The organism is Bacillus sp. RK1064 (assembly GCF_051488405.1).
Classification (GTDB): Bacteria; Bacillota; Bacilli; order Bacillales; family Bacillaceae; genus Bacillus.
In genome coordinates, this window is record NZ_JBPSCZ010000001.1 from 2894419 (window position 1) to 2914200 (window position 19782).

Sequence of the window (19782 nt, forward strand, 5' to 3'; positions counted from 1 at the left end):
AAAAATGATAGGCCATTCCAAACGAGCAAAAGACACCTCATTTTGCTGCCACGCACATACCTTCATTAATTAAAAAATAGGGCGTACATTGATTTTTCAGAGGCAGACGGCTATAATTTTGATGATTATGATTCTCATTTTCAAACTGACTTTTAATGAAGAAAAGGATGACACCGATTTTGCAGGATAAGCGAACACCTCAACAAAAACGATCATCACATATTCTGTTCTTTTTGATATTTTTTCTCGCCGTCATTGGTTTGGCGGCTGCCATGTTTTTGGCTGTGTCATATGGTGCCAAAACATTGTCTCTGCAAACGGTTTGGACAGCTGTATTTGACTATCAGTCAGATGTCACAGAGCAGCAGATCATCCATGAATTAAGACTTCCTCGTGTTTTAGGAGCAGCTCTTGTCGGAGCGGCATTTGCCGTAGCAGGTGCGCTCATGCAGGGCATCACAAGAAACCCGCTGGCAGATGCGGGGATTCTGGGCATTAATGGCGGTGCGATGTTTGTGGTCGCTCTCTGTTTTGCCTTTTTCCCAGAAATGCCTTATTCGGCACTTATGTTTTTTTCCTTTATTGGTGCAGTGCTTAGTACGCTGCTGATCTTTGCGATTGGGGCGGCTGGTGGCGTTTTGACACCGCTGCGTTTAACTGTAGCAGGAGCCGTTGTGGCTGCATTGCTTCATGCGCTTAGCTCTGGGATCGCGATTTATTTTGACTTGAGTCAGGACCTTGCGTTTTGGTATGCAGGCGGTGTGGCTGGTGTGAAATGGCCGCAGCTGACGATTCTTGCCCCAGTCATTCTGATAGTGATCGTATGGGCGATGCTATTAGGGCGTTCGCTGTCGCTGCTGTCGCTCGGTGAAGATGTAGCGGCAAATTTAGGGGTGAAAACACGACAAGTGCGAATACTAGGAATGGCAGCTGCCGTATTATTAGCAGGGGTTTCTGTATCAGCAGTCGGATCGATTGGATTTGTCGGTCTTGTCATCCCGCATATCGCAAGAAAGCTGGTTGGTGTAAACTATCGTTTCGTCATTCCGATGTCGGCGATATTAGGCGCGGTGCTGCTAGTCTTTGCTGACCTTGCCAGCCGCACCGTTAATCCGCCCCGAGAGCTTGCCATTGGCGTGATGGTGGCACTTGTCGGTGTTCCTTTCTTCTTATATATTGCCAGAAAAGAAGGGAGGAACCTGTCATGAGAGAGAAACAGCGGGCTCTTGTCGTGACAGTCGTTTTGCTTTGTTTGACTGCGGCTGTTGTGCTGTATAGCTTAAATACCGGCACGCTGAAACTAAGTCCTCTTGTGGTCGTCAAAACGTTATTCGGCTTTGGGGATTTTCAAAGTGAAACGGTGCTGTTTGACTATCGTCTGCCTCGAATCGTGGTGACGATGCTGGCGGGAATTGGTCTTGGCATTGCGGGCGGCATTTTGCAGAGCTTATCTCGTAACCCGCTGGCCGATCCAGGAATTATTGGACTGAATGCAGGAGCAGCATTTGGCTTAATCGTGTTTGTGACGTATTTCCATGCACTAGAAGGCAATCCATCTCTTCTTATTCCGCTCTTTACATTTGGCGGAGGGCTTCTTGCGGCAGCGGTCATCGTGCTTCTGGCGTATGACCGGCAGGAAGGGCTTGTTCCCATCCGGCTGATCCTAGTAGGAATTGCGGTTGCGGCGGGATTCAGTGCTTTGACGTTATATTTGTCATTGAAGCTGGATGAAGATACTTACACATTTGCTTCAAGATGGCTTGTCGGTAATGTCTGGGGGAGAGACTGGATTCATGTGTTAGCGCTTCTGCCTTGGATTGTATGCCTTGTGCCGCTTACGCTGATGCAGTCAAGCACGCTCAATGCATTGACATTAGGAGATGCTGTCGCCTCAAGTGTAGGTGTACGTGTCCAGCGTCAGCGTCTCCTTTTGCTGACCTTGGCTGTTGGTTTGGCGAGTGCAAGTGTTTCGATGACAGGCGGTATTGGTTTTATTGGTCTTGTCGCCCCGCATTTGGCAAGGCGGCTTGTCGGCTCACTCCATCAGTATTTTTTACCGGTTAGTGCGCTGCTTGGCTTGTTGATTTTGGTCAGTGCCGATACAATCGGACGTTCCATCTTTGCCCCAAATTCCATACCAGCGGGTGTGGTTGTGGCTTTTATTGGGGCACCTTATTTTCTCTATTTATTAACAAAAACGAAATAAACGTGAAAGAGGAACTCATCATGAAAAAATTACTTGTGCTTGTTTTAACGTTCTGTTTCATTATGCTTGCCGCTTGTGGTCAACAGGAAACAAAGAATACAACAACTCAAAATGATCATGGAACACCAAAAATTGCTTCCTTGTCTATCCATTTAACCAATGACTTATTAGCACTCGGTATCAAGCCGGCAGGATCTGTTGTAGGAGGGGACTTAAAAGATTTCCTTCCACATGCGAAAAAGCAGCTGAGTGGTACGAAGAAGCTGGGCATCGCAGCCGATCCCGATATGGAGTCACTGCTTGCATTACAACCAGATGTCATTTATGTCGATGAAGAACTAGCTGGACAAGACTTATCGAAATATAAGAAAATCGCCAAAACGGAAGTGTTTAATTTAAATGACGGCACTTGGCGTGATCATTTGAAAAAAATCGGCAAGCTCGTCAATAAAGAAAAAGAAGCCGATCAATATATTCAGGATTACAATCAAGAAGCAAAAGAAGTCAAATCGCTCATCAAACAAAAGATTGGAAACGGGAAAGTAATGGCGATCCGTGTGACGGCAAAGGAGCTTCGAGTATTTAGCATGAAGCGCCCAATGGGTCCTATTTTATACGAGGATTTAGGTCTGACACCTGTCGATGGTGTGAAGAAACTGGACAGCAAGCGGCCATTTGAAGTGATTTCTCAAGAGGTTCTTCCTGACTATGATGCAGATGCTATCTTTGTCGTCGTGAATCGTGATGATAAAGCGCAGCAGGCATTCAAGCAATTAGAAAAGACTCCGATTTGGAAGGGTCTAAAAGCCGTGAAGATAAATCAAGTCTATCCGATTGCCGATCAGCCATGGCTCGATTACTCAGCACTAGGCAATAAAATGGCATTGGATGAAGCAAAAGAGATGTTTTCTACATCAAAATAAAATGAAATCAGGCATCATTCCTTATATGGGAATGATGTCTCTTTTTTTGATCTGGTCTTCTATTCATTCGGTTTTTGCATACATATGAGAGAGAACGAGCAGTACCGCCCGTGAAGGGGAAGAAAGGGAGGGGATACAGTTGAAGGTTCAAAAAATTAGTGCAGGTACAATCGCAAGGCTTGTGCTGCTTTTGCTCGCGCTTGTCAACAGTGCTCTAACCGCTGCGGGAAAAAGCCCAATTCCTATTGATGAAGAAGGTATTCAGCAATTTATCACGTTAGCCTTTCTTGGGATTACATCACTATGGGCCTATTGGAAAAACAATGATATAACGAAAAAAGCACGAACAAAAAAAGAAGAATAAGAGAAAAAAGAGCCTTTTCATGATAAAAGGCTCTTTTTCAGCGAAGCGTCAAACGCCTCTCCCCGCAATTTGACTCTTCCTGAAAGGCTTACGCCCGTCGTTCTCCCATGTTGGCGAGGAATGCTTTTACTTCCTCAATGCTTAAGCCGATAGCTTTCGCCTCACTCATCAGACGCTTCCACTCTGATATATTCGAATCAGTCAGCTTTCTATGAGTGACATGTAACGTCTTTTCTTCCTGCTCCTTTCGGTACGTTTGGAGCAGCTGATAGAGTTCTTCTTTCGGCATGCCGGATTGGACGGCATTGACGATATGCTCCCGCCATTCGTGTTCACCACCCTCAGAGTAATGAAACATCATCGTTTCTGCATCAAACAGCTCTTGTAAATCAATTTCTAGTGAAGAGGATACCTTTTTTAAAAACTGGACAGATGGATTTCTGTGGACACCACGCTCAATTTTACTCAAATACGACTTAGAGACATGGGCATCTTCAGCCAGCTGCTGAATGGAGTATCCTTTCCTCTTTCGGTAAATGCGTATCACCTTTCCTATCATTCTTATCAATGATCTCCCTTCTCCCTGGCGAATCGTACTGCGACCTTTTCGTTCATTATAAGAAATAAATTGTTCTTTATAAAATTCAAAAACGTAAGAAACAGGAAGTAAACAAAAGAAAACGAACGATTTCGTTCTTTAAAAAGAACTATAAGACCTATTATGACATTTTTCTTTGCGGGTATTATCTTTTATAATCCAATCATTAACAAAAAGAAACCATATATAACCTTTTTATGATGAAATCGGGAGGTATCTATGAATGAGAATATAGGTTTTAAGCAGCTGTTTTCTGTCATTAAAGAGAAAATGGCCCTTCTGATCCTGATTGTCCTGATCGTAACGGGCACTTCAGCCTACTATCAGTTCTATGTCTCGACTCCTGTATATCAGGCAACCACTCAAATTCTTGTTCATAAACGCAGCAATGACGCACAAGCAAACTTAAACGATATTCAGATGAACCTTCAATATACACGTACCTTTCAAGTTTTATTAAAAAGTCCGATCGTCATTGAAAAAGTAAAAGAAACACTCAACCTCACAGAATCAGCTGAAGGATTAAAACACAAAATTGCCACAAGTACAGAAAATGAGTCTGAGGTCATCAATATTTCTGTACAAGATGAGGATCGCGCAAAGGCAGTCGCCATTGCGAATACCGCAACAGAGGTGCTGCAAGAAGAAATCAAAAAAACCATGAATATGGATCGCATTAATGTTTTGTCTGAAGCCAAGCTGTCCAATACGATTCTCATGAATTCCAGAAAATTCGTTCATATCGTTCTGGCACTAGGTGCCTCTTTATTAGGGGGGATGACACTCATTTTCTTAATGAATTTACTCGATGATACTGTAAAACGAACACATCAAATAAGAGAAGAGATCGGATTGCCGTCGCTCGGAAGTGTCTATCAGATGCAGGCAGACAGGAGGGCAAAAAAAGACAAGCAGTCCGTCATAACGGGAGGACAGAACATTGATCTTTAAGAGGAAGAAAAGAGAAAAGAGAGATTTATCCTGTATTTCTGTATTAAATCCTCACTCTGTCATTGCAGAACAATTCCGTACAATCCGAACTAACATCGAATTCACATCAATCCAAACAAGGCTGAAATCCATATTGGTGACATCCTCCTTGCCGAAGGAAGGGAAATCATTTACGGCTGCAAACCTAGCAGCTGTTTTTGCACAGCAGAAAAAGCGGGTGCTGCTGATGGATGCTGATTTGCGAAAGCCGTCTGTTCATGAATATTTTGACCTGAGTCATCACACGGGCTTGACCAATGTACTATTAAATAATTGCAGCTTGGAGGAAGCTATTTTGCCTACACCCATTGAGCATTTAGAGCTGCTTCCGAGCGGAACCATTCCGCCGAATCCAGCTGAGCTGCTCTCCTCTTCTGTCATGAAGCAGCTGTTTTATGAAATTGAACAGCAATATGACATGGTGATTGTTGATTCCGCGCCGCTTCTGCCAGTGGCCGATGCAAAGATCCTGGCGAACCGGACCGATGGGAGCATTCTTGTTGTCTTAAGCGGCAAAACAAAGATAGCGGCTGTGAAGAAATCAAAAGAAGTGTTAGAAGGAACAACAGGTAAACTGCTTGGGGCTATGCTAAATGGCAAGAAAGAGAAAAAGGGAAGGCTGTATATGTATTAACAAGATTGATAGGTGATGTCTCCTAATCTTTAACAATGGAGGCACTCGATCCTGCTGTGGGCATGACAAATGCCTTAGATGCTCGTCATCAATAGTGGGGTGTGAGGACGGGTTTGATGCCCATTTTACGTAAGAATAGTGATGTTGAAAAAGGGGGAGGAGCGTTGACTTACGCCCAAAGATTATCAATCATCGTGGCACTAGATTCATATCTCATCTTAGTTGCTGTCTTTTTTGGCTTTCAATTTGTCCAAGAAGCGGCGTTAACTGTTTATACATTTGAAATGCTCGTCATTTCTTCGCTCAGTCTGCTCATTGGGCACCATTTGTTTTCGTATATTTTTCACGTGTACAAGCAAGTATGGGCTTATACAGGGGTAAGAGAGCTATTTTCTTTAATGAAGACCTTTGTGTGTTCTTTTTTATTTTCAATGGCAATGCTGTACCTTTTCGTGCAGACATGGCCCTTTCGGTTTTTGTTCATTGTGTGGCTTTTCCACGTATTATTCATCGGTGCATCTCGAATGGCCTCCCGGCTATTTCATGATGGTGCAAAGCGGCTGCAGGTAGAAAAGGAGCGGGCCTTAATCATTGGCGCCGGATCAGCCGGGACCATCATCGTTCGTCAGCTTCAGCAATCGAGTGATGTACATATTGAACCAGTCGCCTTCATAGATGATGACAAGACGAAGCATAAGCTTGAAATCATGGGACTGCCTGTTCTAGGGGGAAAAGAACAGATTCAAACAGCTGTTGTGATGATGGATATTCAAAAGATCATCATCGCCATTCCGTCCAAAAGCAGCCATACCTTAAAAGGGCTGTATAAGGAATGCGTAGCGACTGGGGTCAAAACGCAGATCATGCCAGAGATGGAGCAGATTTTAAAAGGAACTCATGCGCTGAATCAATTACGGGATGTACAGCCAGAGGATTTACTCGGAAGAGAACCGATTCAATTAGATTCAAGCCGTCTATCTGTCCATTTAAAGGGGAAAACGATTATGGTCACAGGGGCAGGCGGATCGATTGGGTCAGAAATCTGTCGTCAAATTTGTGTGTTTGCTCCTCAAGCGATTGTGCTTGTGGGACACGGGGAATTTAGCATTCATTCTATTTTACTAGAGCTGAAAGAAATTTATGGGGACACCATCAGTCTCTATCCACAAATTGCAGATATCCAAGATAAACAGAAAATGAGTGAAATCGTTGGTCAGTTTCAGCCGGATATGATTTATCATGCCGCGGCACATAAGCATGTCCCGCTCATGGAGATCAGTCCAAAAGAAGCAGTGAAAAACAATATTATCGGGACAAAAAATGTCGCAGAAGCTGCACATGAGCACGGCATTGAAACATTCGTCCTCATTTCCTCTGACAAAGCGGTCAATCCTGCCAATGTGATGGGCGCCACAAAGCGGTTTGCTGAAATGCTGATCATGCAAATGGGGGCAGGCAGTGAAACAAAATTTGTAGCGGTTCGATTTGGAAATGTACTCGGAAGCAGGGGAAGCGTCATTCCAATTTTTAAGAAACAGATCGAACAAGGCGGGCCGGTCACGGTCACGCACCCAGCGATGACAAGGTATTTTATGACCATTCCAGAAGCATCAAGGCTTGTCATTCAGGCGGGTGCATTGGCAGAAGGAAGACAGATTTTTGTATTAGATATGGGGGAGCCAGTGAAAATTGTTGACCTCGCAGAAAACCTCATTCACCTCTCAGGCTATACCACAGACCAGATTCCGATCACGTTCACAGGCATTCGTCCTGGGGAGAAAATGTATGAAGAATTACTCAACCAGCATGAAAAAGCACAGGAACAAATTTTTCCGAAAATTCATATCGGCCATGCGCTGGATGGTGATCCATATGTGCTGAACCGCTTTATCCATGAATTTGACATGATGAGTGAAGAGCAAATGAGAGAAGCATTGTTTGCTGCCATCGAATCGCATGATTTGTTGTCTGAACAGATGACCAGAGGGGAGGAAGCGCTTGCCAATGAAGAAAAAAGTCTTGTTTTGCGCAACGGTTGATTATCATTTTAAGGCATTTCACCTTCCATATTTCCGGTGGTTTCAGGAACAAGGATGGGAAGTGCATACAGCAGCAAATGGTCAGCTGGAGCTGCCCTATGTGGATCAAGCGCACTCAATTCCGATTCAGCGCTCCCCTTTTCATGTGCACAACCGGTTTGCGTATGTGGAGTTGAAGAAGCTGTTAGCGAAAGAGCACTACGACTTCATCCATTGTCACACACCAATGGGAAGTGTCATTGGCAGACTTGCAGCCAAAAGCGCGCGCAAAAAAGGGACGAAGGTTCTTTACACAGCACATGGCTTTCACTTTTGGCAGGGGGCGCCGCTTCAAAACTGGCTGCTCTATTATCCAATTGAGCGATGGCTCGCCCGCCATACAGACGCTCTGATCACCATTAATGGAGAGGATTTTAAAAGAGCAGATCGTCTATCAAAAGAGCGGGCATCTGTCTATTATGTTCCCGGTATGGGGGTGGATATTAAGCGATTTGCCCCAGTTGATGAAAAAGAGAAGCAGCGTCTTCGTGCAGTCTATGGCTTTTCTTCAGAAGATTTTATTGTGCTGTGTGCTGGTGAATTAAATGCGAATAAAAACCAAGGGATGCTCATCAAAGCATGTGCCCAGCTATATAGGAAAATATCAAATGTGAAGATCGTGTTTGCCGGGGAAGGCACAATGAGGCCGATGTATGAAAAGCTGGTTTGCGGGCTCCATCTTGAAAAGCATGTCCACTTTGCTGGTTTTTGCAAACAAATTGAGGAATGGATGCATATGAGTGATGTATGTGTGTCGACTAGTCTGAGAGAAGGCCTCGGCATGAATCTGCTTGAAGCGATGTCTGCGGAAAAACCAGTCATTGCAACGGAGAATAGAGGACACTGTGAGCTGATCAGACACGGCGTCAATGGTTTTCTAGTCAAACCGCATGATGTGAATGATTTGGCTGAATATTTGCACCAGCTCTATCACAAAAGGGATCAGCTGCCCCTCATGGGAAAAGCAGGACGCTCCTTAGCGCATGCATTTGCACAGGAGCAGACGGTGAGTGCTATGGAAGAAATTTATACAACCTATATGGATCAAGCAGAGAAGGTGATGTGAGCATGCGTAAGCCAAAGGTGTCTATCATCATGGGCGTCTACAATTGCCAAGACACAGTAGAAGAAAGTATTGAATCCATTCTTCATCAAACATATGACAATTGGGAGCTCATCATATGTGATGACGCATCAACAGACGGCACCTATGAAAAAGTGCTGTCTTATACAAAACGAGACCCTGAAAGAATTCGCCTTATCCGCAATGAGCATAATCAAAGGCTTGCTGCCAGTCTGAATCGCTGTCTAGCTGAAGCAAGGGGAGACTTGATTGCACGGCAGGATGGCGACGATGTATCAGTATCAGTTCGTTTAGAAAAACAGGTTCATTTCCTAGAAACACATCCTGAATATGATGTGGTCGGTACGGCGATGACGGTGTTTGATGAATCGGGTACAAAAGGTGTACGTGCACTTATTTCAGAGCCTGATCGGAAGGTGCTGGCAAAAGGGACTCCTTTTTGTCATGGAACCATTATGATGAGGGCTGCTGCATACAAGGCTTTACATGGGTATCGCTCTGTGAAAACAACAAGGCGGATGGAAGATATCGATCTGTGGATCCGTTTTTTTGCTGCGGGGAGAAAAGGCTTTAATTTACAAGAGCCGTTATACCTTGTGAGAGAGGATGAAGCGGCCTTTCAGCGCCGTAAGTTTCAATATTCGATGGATAATGCCTGGCTCATTTTAAAAGCATGCTGGTTATTAAAATTGTCGCCGGTTCATTATCTGTTTGCAATAAAGCCGGTGGTTCGCGCCTGTTTATCACCGAAGATCATGAAATTTTATCACCGGCGGAAGCTGGAGGCGTCTTTGTTGAAAAGGAGGACGATTCGGGATGAGTGAGCCAAAGCGTGTACTCCATATTGTGGGCGGGATGAACCGCGGCGGGGCTGAAACGATGATCATGAACATCTATCGTGCACTCGATAGAAATGTCCTTCAATTTGACTTCATTACCCACCGAAAGGATGTCTGTGATTATGATGAGGAAATTCAGAGGCTCGGGGGACGTATCTTCTACGTCCCAAGTATCGGGGCATCCTCTCCTTTGGCATTTGTGAAAACATTGACAAAGACAATCAAACGAACAGGACCGTATCAGGCAGTGCATGCCCATACGGATTTTCAAACAGGCTTCTCCGCACTTGCTGCGAAACTGGCGGGTGTGAAGGTGCGTATTTGTCATTCTCATAATACAGCTTGGAAACAGTCGCCAAATTGGGTAGACCATATGATGCTCAAAGGGTTTCGCCAGCTGATCTTTGCATTTTCTACACAGCTTGTTGCATGCGGTGAGGATGCCGGTTCCTTTTTATTTGGGCAGAAAAAAATGAAGAATGGACAAGTTGAGGTGCTGCCGAATGGGATTGATTTATCCCTTTTCTTTCAGCCTGATCCAGAAGAAAAGGTGAAGATCAAAAAGCAGCAGGGTCTTCACGAAAAGAGCATGATTATCGGTCATATTGGCCGGTTTCATGAACAAAAAAATCACGTTTTTTTTATGGAACTGGCACAGACCTTAAAGAAGCAGGGGGTCTCATTTCAACTTGTCCTTATAGGGGATGGACCGCTGAGACAGGTGGTTGAATCATATGCGGAGAAGGCAGGCTTGTTAGACGACATTATTTTTACAGGCGTCGTATCAGATGTTCCGCAATATATGAAAGCATTTGATGTATTTGTGATGCCGTCCTTGTTTGAAGGACTTCCGCTTGTATTAGTGGAAGCACAGGCATCTGGATTGCCTTGTGTGATTTCAGATCATATTACAGAGGAAGTGGATTTAGGCTGCGGTCTTGTGAAAAGAATGTCGCTGCGGGATTCTGCGCATGAATGGATGAAGGCGGTGCTTGAAGAATATCATGCAGAGCCTCCTCTTCAAGAGACCATTACGTCCCAGCTTGAACAAAGAGGATTTGATGTCAAACAGAACATCACACGTGTGATGAATGGATATGGACTGTAAGGAAGGAATGGCAGATGGCGGTTTATTTGGTGAACATGATTTTGGTCTATTTATGGTCGAGCTTTGCCGCATTTTACGGCAGGCGTGATGATACCATTCAAAGCGGATGGCGGCCTAACAAGATTCTGGTGTTATTTCCGTTTTTGTTTCTTTGTATTGTCGCTGGTATTCGGTACAAAGTAGGAACCGATTTTGTCACATATGGACAGATGTATGAGTTCTCCGTCAATTATGAAAAGCCTTGGCATATATTCGGATTTGGTGTGGACAAGGCGGCCACTGACCCAGGATTTACGTTTATTTTATGGATGCTCAATCAACTGTCCCGTGATCCGCAAATCATGTATATCTCGGTTGGGGCGATCACCTATTTTTTTATCATCAAGACGCTCATTCAATATGGCCGTCCCTTTGAGCTGAGTATGCTGCTTTTTCTCGGCACTTTTCATTATTACGCTTCGTTTAATGGCATGCGTCAGTATATGGTGGCTGCGGTTCTTTTTTATGCTATCCGTCTTGTGATCAATGGTCAGTGGAAATTGTATTTTCCGCTTGTCCTCGTATGTTCATTGTTTCATTCATCGGCTCTCATCATGATTCCTGTGTATTTTATCGTGAGAACAAAAGCATGGTCTTGGATGATGTTGGTCTTATGCATGATTTTCTTAGGGTTAACTGCTCTTTATGACCGCTTTGTTTCCGTGTTTGTCGTGATGCTGCAAGGCAGTTCATATGGGCATTACGAGGAATGGCTCACAACGAATACGAATGGAATGAATGTGACAAAAATTGGTGTGTTGGTTTTGCCGCTTTTACTTGCTTTCCTTTATCGAAAACGACTTCGTGAGCTGACGCCTGAGAGTGATTACATTGTGAATTTTTGTTTGCTCGGTTTCTTGTTTGGCATCCTTGCTACAAAGGATGTCATTTATGCAAGATTTCATATCTATTTTGGCTTGTATCAGCTTATTTTACTGCCATATTTCACACGTATTTTTGATCAGCGGTCTAATGTCTTTATCTATGTAGGGATTGCTGTTTGCTATATTCTGTACAGCATCATGCTGATGCCGTTCGATTCATCTGTTTTACCGTACAGGACGATATTTACAAAGTAGATTTGGAGAAAGGTGGGGCATGTTGTAATGCCAGCTATCAGTCTATTGGTCGCAGTCTACAATACGAGTCAATATGTGGAGCAATGCCTTCAATCAATTGCAGATCAAAGTTTTTCAGATATAGAAGTGATTCTCGTGAATGATGGATCGACGGATCACAGCGGAGAATGTCTTGAAGCGTTTGCTGCGCAAGATCAGCGCTTTCGGGTCATTCATCAAACCAATCAAGGGTTAGGCGCTGTGAGGAACCGGGGCATCGAAGAAGCAAAAGGGACGTATATCGCCTTTATTGATTCAGATGATATTCTCGCGCCTCATTACTGTGAAGCCTTGTATGAAAAAGCTGAAATGACCGGCGCAGATCTTGTTGTCAGTGAGTACTGGATTCAATTTGAACAGTCAAAGCGAACCATACCAACGACGCTGTTAGCCGAGCGATCAGCCGAAAAGACGAGTTTAATTGAAGCGTTATTGCACGGAGACATCACGGGGTTTTCATGGAATAAGCTGTATCGGCGTGCCTTTATCGAAGAACATCACATTCGATTTCCGCTGCGGGGGGAACTTGAGAACATAGAAGATCAATATGTGACGCTGCGCTGTTTTTCTTTATCACGCAGCATCGCCTTTGTTCATGAACCTCTTTATTACTACAGGGTTCATCTGTCATCTATTGTGCAGCGATATCAGAAGCAGTATTTTCATCATGGACTGACCTTTTATCATGCGCAGCGCTTGTTTTTGAAAGAATATGATGACATCTCTCTGTATGAGAAGGCACTTGATTTTTTTATTGTCAATCATACTCTTCATTGTATGCTCAACGAATGGAAGAGCCAAAATGCCCTCTCTATTCGGGAAAAGCTTGATCACATGCGGGAAATGGTGACACACGAGGCCTTTCTGCATGCCGTCAAACAAGTGGAACCATCGAAGCTCACCGCTCGAAAGCGAATGATTTTATTCCTTGCTAAGTGCCGGCTGGTTTATCCGCTTTCTGCCGCCGCTTCAAGCTATCAAAAATGGATCGAATATCAAACAAGGAAATAGGGGTGATGAGATTGACATTGCAGCAATTGAAGGCGCACGCCGCAGAGTGGCTGCTTTTAAAGGTTAAATATCCGCTTGAGTATCGACTGAGCCGCCAAAGCCTGCCAGAGCTGAGTCATCAGAAGAAAATCATTCTCACGCTGCTGCCAGGGCATGATAATTTAGGGGATCATGCGATTGCCTATGCGAGTTATTGTTTTTTAAAAGAGCACTTTCCCGCCTACGACATCATGGAAGTGGACATGAAAGAGATTTATCGCCTCGCCCGTCCGTTAAAGCGTATGCGGCACCCAGAAGACATCGTCTGTATCATCGGTGGGGGCAATATGGGGGACTTATACCGTTATGAAGAATGGACGAGACAATTTATCATGAAGACCTTCAAGTCCTATCCGGTGATTCAACTGCCGGCCACTGCCCATTTTACAGAAACAAAGAGAGGAAAAAGAGAGGAACGCCGCGCCATTCAAACATACAAACATCATCCAAGGCTGCTTCTCATGGCAAGAGATCAAACAACCTATACTTGGATGAAGCAGCACTTCCCTGATCAAGATGTGTGGAAACAGCCTGATATGGTGCTGACATTAGACGAAACATCAAAGGAACAAAAACGTGAAGGGATTCTGCTTTGTCTGCGTGAGGATAAGGAAGCGTATCTCACCAAGGAGAGCCGGCAGCAGCTGCAGCAGCATATTCAAGAGACGTATGATCAAGTCGGTTTCATCACAACGACAATTGGCAAACGAGTTGATCGAACGACTCGCTTAGATGAATTATCTGCCTTATGGACAGAGTTAAGAAAGGCGCAGGTCGTCGTGACAGATCGGCTTCATGGCATGATCTTTTGTGCGATTACGCATACACCATGTGTTGTCCTCAGGTCGTTTGATCATAAGGTGATGGAAGGGTATGAATGGGTGGCTCATCTTCCGTTTTTGACGCTATTAAAAGAACCGAATGAGGCGGCTGTGAAAGAGGCGATTCATCAGCTGATGAAAACGAGCGGACAAAAGGGAGAGGAAGCTGGATGAAAGCTTTTAAACGCTGCGTGAAAACAAAATGAATCGAGCGTTTCTTTACAATGCCAGTGCAAACTTCATGACGTTTGTCTTGATGATGCTTATGTCTGTTTGTTTAACACCGTACATCGTTCATACACTTGGAGTGGAAGCATTCGGCTTAATCCATCTGACGCAAAATATGATCAACTATTTATCGGTTATTACGGCTTCATTAAGTGCTGTTGTGGTGCGCTTTTTTTCTGTGGCGGCTCATAAAGGAGAAATGGAGAAGGCGCAGCGCTATCTCTCATCTTATTTCGTTAGTTCCATTTTTTTATCGATCAGTCTTTTTCTGTTTTGTCTGTTCATGTCCCGTCAGCTGGTAGAGTGGCTTCATGTGCCTGATTATCTCGCAAAAGACACACAGACCGCTTTTATATTAGGGGGTCTTTTATTTATGCTCAATTTTGTCATGTCCGGCATTGGGGCTGCGCCGTTTTATGCGAATAAGTTATATGTATCAAGTGTTGGTCAGGCCATTCAGATGTTTTTGAGGGCATTTATGATTGTGATGCTGTTTACATGGACGGCACCAGCCATCTGGCATATTCCGCTTGCGGCCGTCATAGGAAGCTTGGCGGCTATGGGAATCGGTATCTATTATTTTAAAAAACTCATTCCTTGGTTTTCGTTTAAGTGGCGGCACGTCTCATTATCTTCTAGTCTCACACTTGTTCGATCAGGGGTCTGGCATTCTTTTGAGCAAATGGGAATTTTGTTGTTTTTACAAATTGACTTATTGATGACCAACCTGCTCATTGGAGCGGAAGCGACGGGACAGTATGCGGCGATTTTACAGTTCCCATTATTATTACGCACACTCGCAGGGACACTGGCGGTTGTATTTGCCCCAACGATCACGAAATTTTACTCGAATCAAGACAAAGAAGGTCTCATCCAATATGCAGCCAGTGCCATTAAATGGAGCGGCTTATTTGTCGCGTTCCCAGCCGCTCTACTAGGAGGGCTCGCCGGTCCGCTCATGCTTTTATGGCTTGGACCTGCCTTTGAAGAGCTGAAATGGCTTCTCATGATACATGCAGCTTATTTATGTTTGACCTTGATGTTTTTACCGCTGACATATGTGCCGACCGCTTTTAATCGATTGAAAGTTCCAGCTGTGGTCACGCTCATATTAGGAGTATCCAATGTGCTTTTTGCCTATGGATTGACTCATATGCTTCAGCTTGGCTTATATGGCATTGCATCAGCAGGAGCGATAGTTTTATTGATGAAAAATATCGTGTTTCTGCCATTTTATACGGCCCGCATCACGAATCAGAAACGCACCATCTTTTACAAACATACATTGGTTCCACTTGCAGGAGCGCTCATGATTTGGGGCGTCTGTGCAGGGATTCAAGCGATTTATGACGTGACCTCATGGTGGGAGCTGTTTTGTATTGGTGGTCTTTGTTTCATTCTCTATATGGGCTACTTGTATCAATTTGCAGGAACAAAACGAGAGCGGCAGCAGCTGGTGCATAAGGTAAAACAAGCTGTTTCCCGCTAGTGAGATAAGGAGATTTAATGATGAAAAGAATGTTAGATGTGATGGTGGCATTGACGCTGCTCATCGCAGGCAGTCTTCTTTTTCTTCTGATTTATGGACTGATTCGGTGGAAAATTGGGACGCCTGTGTTGTTTCGGCAGAAGCGGCCTGGTCTGTATGGCCGGCCATTTATGCTGTATAAATTTCGGACGATGACCGATGAACGCGACGAGCACGGGGGGCTCCTGCCAGATCATCTTCGATTAACAAAAACCGGCGCCTTGATTCGCAAGCTCAGTCTTGATGAATTGCCGCAATTAGTCAATGTCCTAAAAGGAGAGCTCAGTCTCGTTGGACCAAGGCCTCTTCTGATGGAGTATCTGCCGATGTATACAGAGGAGCAAGCAAGGCGCCATCTTGTAAAGCCTGGCATTACTGGATGGGCACAGGTGAATGGAAGGAACACGATCTCCTGGGAGGAGAAATTCACCTATGACCTCTGGTATGTCGAGCATCAATCATTTTGGCTTGATATGAAAATTTTATGGATGACCTTGCTGAAAGTCATCAAAACAGAGGGGGTGCAGCAGCCGCATCATGCCACAGCTGAAAAATTCAAAGGAACCGATATGTAAAGAGCAGCCCATAGGTTTAATTGGGGCTGGCGGGCATAGCAAAGTCATTCAGGATATGATTGTTGCACATCCCGATTACTCATTATGTGCCGTATTAGATGATCAATTTGAAGAGGAGGTCACTCAAAGCGGCATCTTGTATGGACCGATCTCCATGAGTCAACAGCTGAGAGAGACAATGCCTCATATGAAATGGCTGATTGCTATTGGGCAAAATGAGATGAGACAGCTAGTAAAGGAACGCCTCTCATTTGAAAACAAGGCGTTTGCCACGCTCATCCATCCAGAGGCGGTCATAAGTCCATCAGCGGTCATTGGAGGGGGAACTGTCGTGATGGCAAGGGCAGTAGTTCAAGCAGATGCAGCAATCGGTGAACATGCGATTATCAACACAGGATCTATCGTAGAGCATGACTGTATACTCGAATCGTTTGTGCACCTATCACCAGGAGCAGTGTTAACTGGCTGTGTGTCTGTACGAATGGGTACCCATATTGGGGCAGGTGCTGTTGTGATACCCGGGATATCGATCGGAAGCTGGACAATCATTGGCGCAGGAGCCGCAGTAACAAAAGATATATACGATCAGAAAGTCGCTGTAGGCATTCCTGCAATAGAAATCAAAGATCGGAGAGAAGGTGGGAAATGATGCAAGAAAGGAAACGAATTTACTTATCGCCTCCGCATATGAGCGGAAAAGAGTATCTGAAAATAGAGGAAGCCTTCAAGAGCAACTGGATTGCGCCGCTTGGACCTCTGGTGAATGAATTTGAGCAGGCAGTCGCGGGCTATGCAGGAGTGAAGACAGGAGCGGCTTTATCTTCAGGAACAGCAGCGATTCACCTCGCCTTAAAGCTTATTGGTGTTCAAAAAGGGGACGTTGTCTTTTGTTCAACCCTCACATTTGTTGCAACTGCAAATCCGATTTTATATGAACAAGCGACGCCCGTTTTTATTGATTCTGAAAGAGATACATGGAATATGTGCCCGCTTGCTTTAGAGAAAGCCTTTGTGGAATCAAAACGACTTGGAAAAAGACCCCGTGCTGTTATTGTCGTGCATTTATATGGACAAAGCGCAAAAATGGACGAGATTCTGGCGTTGTGTGAAGCATATGATGTACCAGTCATTGAGGATGCGGCTGAATCGTTAGGTGCTCTATATAAAGGGAAAAAAAGCGGCTCAATGGGCAGGTTCGGTGTCTATTCGTTTAATGGAAATAAAATCATTACAACATCAGGTGGCGGTATGCTTGTGAGTGATGATGAAGCTGCGATCGAACGCTGCCGCTTTCTCGCTTCACAGGCTAGAGAACGCGCCATGCATTATGAGCATCAAGAGATAGGATACAACTATCGCATGAGCAACCTGCTAGCAGGTGTCGGGATTGCTCAGATGGAAATATTGGATGAGCGTGTTGAGCAAAAACGCCGCATTTTCAAGCGTTATCAGGAAGCGTTATCTGAAGTAGAGGGTCTTTATTTGATGCCAGAATATCAAGACACTAAGTCCAACCGCTGGCTGACCACATTGACCATTGATCGAGATAAGCAAATGTATCCAGTGGACATCATTGCTGCACTAGAAAAAGAACAGATCGAAGCAAGGCGTGTATGGAAGCCGCTGCACCAGCAGCCGCTCTTTCGTGATTGTCCTTTTTATTCAGCAGCGAAAGGCACTCCCGTATCTGAGTTGTTATTTGAAACAGGGCTTTGTCTCCCCTCTGGAACAAGTATGACAGAAGCTGAACAGGATCGTATCATTGACACACTTCGTAATGCCCTGCGAGAAAAAACATTCACCTCTTCACAGGCTGCTCATTCGTAAGCAGCCTGTCTCTCTTTCTATCAAATTCATCAATTAATGGAATAAATAGGTATATGTATTGTCAATTCGTTTTAAATATGATATTGACAAAGGGGTCCTTCCTCCTTAAAATGAAAATGATTATCAGCGTCAATTAGGAGGAACATCTTATGTCTATTTGGAGTCATTTTTTTCCGAAAATTAAAATAAATACAGTATTACCTTTCCTGCTGATCTTTTTATTAGTAGGCTGCTCTCAAGCAAACAATGGAGCAGGTGGAAACAAGGATCATCCTGACATGATCACGATGGCTTGGCCGAGAGATATTGGCGAAATGAATCCGCACGTATACAACCCATCACAATTGTTTGCACAATCAATGATTTATGAGCCATTGGTCAGCTATCAAAAGAATGGAAAGCTAAAACCTGAATTAGCGAAATCATGGGATGTTTCAAAGGATGGCAAGGTGTATACTTTTCATTTAAGAGACAATGTGACGTTCTCAGATGGATCTGATTTTAATGCAAACATTGTGAAAAAGAACTTTGATTCCATCTTAAAAAACAAGGATATACATAGCTGGTTAGGTGTTATAAAAAAAATCAAAAAGACAGAAGCAGTAGACAAGAAAACGTTTAAACTCACATTAACAGAGCCATATTATCCAACTGTTCAAGAATTAGCAGTTGTCCGCCCGGTTCGTTTCTTAGGCGAAGCAGGCTTCCCTAAAAACGGAGATACGTCAAAAGGAATTGAAAAACCAGTGGGGACAGGCCCTTGGGTATTAAAAACATACCAAAAAGATGACTATGCCATTTTCGAACGAAATGACCATTATTGGGGAGAAAAACCAAAGGTTAAAGAAATCAAAGTCAAGGTGATCCCAGATGCGGAAACGAGAGTCATGGCATTTGAAAAAGGCAATGTAGATGTCCTTTACGGAGAAGGAACCATTAGCCTTGATGCCTACAAACAGCTAGAGGCGAGCGGCAAGTATGAAACAAAAATGTCAGAGCCTGTAGCAACGAGACAGCTTGTCATGAACACAAAAGTGGATCAGCTGTCAGATGAGAAAGTGCGTCATGCCCTTCAATATGCTATTAATAAGAAATCAATGGTAGAAGGTGTCACCTCTGGCTTAGAGGATGAAGCAGATCACATATTGCCGACCAACATGCCTTACACATCTGATATTAAGGTGAAGTCTTTCCAGTATGATGTAGACAAAGCGAAAGCATTGCTGGATGAAGCAGGCTGGACACTTCCAAAAGGAAAAACCGTTCGTGAAAAAGATGGAAAAGCGCTTGAATTTAGTATGATGTATGACTCAGCAGAATCGATTCAAAAAGCGATGGCTGAGACGCTTCAAGCAGAATGGGGAGCCATTGGCGTTGGCGTCAAACTTGAAGGTGTGGAGCTGGCAACACAAGTGCAGCGCTTTAAAGCCAACAAATTTGATATGAACTTCTTTAGCAACTACGGAGCGCCTTATGATCCGCATACATTTATGAACGTCGTCTCATCAGATGGTTTTGGATTCAAAGAAGCCATCTCAGCCTATCCAAATAAGGACAAGCTGATCAAAGAAATGAGCGAAATTCCATCAACAACCAATGAAAACAAACGAAAAGCACTTTATTCGTCTGTGTTATCTTCATTACAGGATCAAGGGGCGATTGTGCCAATCTCTTATTTTAAAAAGACAGCCGTTTATCAAAAAAATGTGAAGGACTTTGAGTTCCCAGCAAATCGCGATGAACATCCATTCACAGGCATTAAGCTGAAGTAA

Annotated in this window: 19 protein-coding genes; 18 read left to right on the top strand and 1 reads right to left on the bottom strand. The window is 44.2% G+C overall.

Features of this window, described 5'->3' with window-relative positions:
* The first annotated feature begins 179 nt into the window (after positions 1-179).
* From ACSSTM_RS14740 to ACSSTM_RS14755, 4 genes are all read left to right on the top strand, one after another.
* A complete protein-coding gene (locus tag ACSSTM_RS14740) occupies positions 180-1208 on the top strand; it encodes a FecCD family ABC transporter permease (protein ID WP_170938418.1) in 1029 nt (342 codons plus the stop codon).
* Positions 1205-2206 (top strand): FecCD family ABC transporter permease, encoded by a 1002-nt coding sequence (locus ACSSTM_RS14745; RefSeq protein WP_034660053.1) that lies wholly within the window; start codon positions 1205-1207, stop codon positions 2204-2206. The genes ACSSTM_RS14740 and ACSSTM_RS14745 overlap by 4 nt, the downstream gene beginning before the upstream one ends.
* Before the next feature lie 17 nt (positions 2207-2223).
* Entirely contained in the window at positions 2224-3129 is a 906-nt protein-coding gene (locus tag ACSSTM_RS14750) for an iron-hydroxamate ABC transporter substrate-binding protein (protein ID WP_170938421.1), read from the top strand.
* Between the two features lie 139 nt (positions 3130-3268).
* The gene (locus tag ACSSTM_RS14755) at positions 3269-3493 is read left to right on the top strand and encodes a phage holin (protein ID WP_034660052.1); all 225 of its coding nucleotides are present in this window, start codon (positions 3269-3271) and stop codon (positions 3491-3493) included.
* Between the two features lie 88 nt (positions 3494-3581).
* On the opposite strand, the gene slrR is transcribed toward ACSSTM_RS14755, so the two are convergent.
* Positions 3582-4052, bottom strand: a complete 471-nt coding sequence (slrR, locus tag ACSSTM_RS14760) for an HTH-type transcriptional regulator SlrR (RefSeq protein WP_034660051.1) — start codon at positions 4050-4052, stop codon at positions 3582-3584.
* Positions 4053-4310: 258 nt separating this feature from the next.
* Here slrR and ACSSTM_RS14765 point away from each other — a divergent pair, with 258 nt between their 5' ends.
* The 14 genes from ACSSTM_RS14765 (at position 4311) to nikA (ending at position 19782) form a co-directional block, all read left to right on the top strand.
* A complete protein-coding gene (locus ACSSTM_RS14765; RefSeq protein ID WP_034660050.1) occupies positions 4311-5042 on the top strand; it encodes a YveK family protein in 732 nt (243 codons plus the stop codon).
* Positions 5032-5715, top strand: coding sequence for a CpsD/CapB family tyrosine-protein kinase (locus tag ACSSTM_RS14770; protein WP_034660048.1), 684 nt, complete (start codon positions 5032-5034; stop codon positions 5713-5715). Before ACSSTM_RS14765 ends, ACSSTM_RS14770 begins: the two co-directional genes overlap by 11 nt.
* A gap of 164 nt (positions 5716-5879) precedes the next feature.
* Entirely contained in the window at positions 5880-7754 is a 1875-nt protein-coding gene (locus ACSSTM_RS14775) for a polysaccharide biosynthesis protein (protein WP_095285761.1), read from the top strand.
* Positions 7720-8859: a glycosyltransferase family 4 protein gene (locus ACSSTM_RS14780; protein ID WP_095285762.1), complete on the top strand. Its 1140-nt coding sequence runs from the start codon at positions 7720-7722 to the stop codon at positions 8857-8859. The genes ACSSTM_RS14775 and ACSSTM_RS14780 overlap by 35 nt, the downstream gene beginning before the upstream one ends.
* Positions 8860-8861: 2 nt before the next feature.
* The gene (locus tag ACSSTM_RS14785) at positions 8862-9701 is read left to right on the top strand and encodes a glycosyltransferase family 2 protein (protein WP_095285763.1); all 840 of its coding nucleotides are present in this window, start codon (positions 8862-8864) and stop codon (positions 9699-9701) included.
* On the top strand, positions 9694-10824 hold the full coding sequence (locus tag ACSSTM_RS14790; protein WP_095285764.1) for a glycosyltransferase family 1 protein: 1131 nt from the start codon (positions 9694-9696) through the stop codon (positions 10822-10824). The genes ACSSTM_RS14785 and ACSSTM_RS14790 overlap by 8 nt, the downstream gene beginning before the upstream one ends.
* Before the next feature lie 14 nt (positions 10825-10838).
* Positions 10839-11942, top strand: coding sequence for an EpsG family protein (locus ACSSTM_RS14795; protein ID WP_034660042.1), 1104 nt, complete (start codon positions 10839-10841; stop codon positions 11940-11942).
* Between the two features lie 27 nt (positions 11943-11969).
* A complete protein-coding gene (locus tag ACSSTM_RS14800) occupies positions 11970-12992 on the top strand; it encodes a glycosyltransferase family 2 protein (protein WP_095285765.1) in 1023 nt (340 codons plus the stop codon).
* Between the two features lie 5 nt (positions 12993-12997).
* Positions 12998-14026 (top strand): polysaccharide pyruvyl transferase family protein, encoded by a 1029-nt coding sequence (locus tag ACSSTM_RS14805; protein ID WP_080869549.1) that lies wholly within the window; start codon positions 12998-13000, stop codon positions 14024-14026.
* Positions 14027-14054: 28 nt separating this feature from the next.
* On the top strand, positions 14055-15569 hold the full coding sequence (locus tag ACSSTM_RS14810; RefSeq protein WP_095285766.1) for an MATE family efflux transporter: 1515 nt from the start codon (positions 14055-14057) through the stop codon (positions 15567-15569).
* A gap of 20 nt (positions 15570-15589) precedes the next feature.
* Positions 15590-16183 carry a sugar transferase gene (locus ACSSTM_RS14815; protein ID WP_034660037.1) on the top strand — a complete coding sequence of 198 codons (594 nt, stop codon included), beginning with the start codon at positions 15590-15592 and terminating at the stop codon, positions 16181-16183.
* Positions 16146-16832, top strand: a complete 687-nt coding sequence (locus ACSSTM_RS14820; protein WP_095285767.1) for an acetyltransferase — start codon at positions 16146-16148, stop codon at positions 16830-16832. The genes ACSSTM_RS14815 and ACSSTM_RS14820 overlap by 38 nt, the downstream gene beginning before the upstream one ends.
* Complete coding sequence (locus ACSSTM_RS14825; protein ID WP_095285768.1) at positions 16832-18010, top strand: DegT/DnrJ/EryC1/StrS family aminotransferase; 1179 nt, start codon at positions 16832-16834, stop codon at positions 18008-18010. The genes ACSSTM_RS14820 and ACSSTM_RS14825 overlap by 1 nt, the downstream gene beginning before the upstream one ends.
* Before the next feature lie 149 nt (positions 18011-18159).
* Positions 18160-19782, top strand: a complete 1623-nt coding sequence (gene nikA, locus ACSSTM_RS14830) for a nickel ABC transporter substrate-binding protein (protein WP_437404222.1) — start codon at positions 18160-18162, stop codon at positions 19780-19782.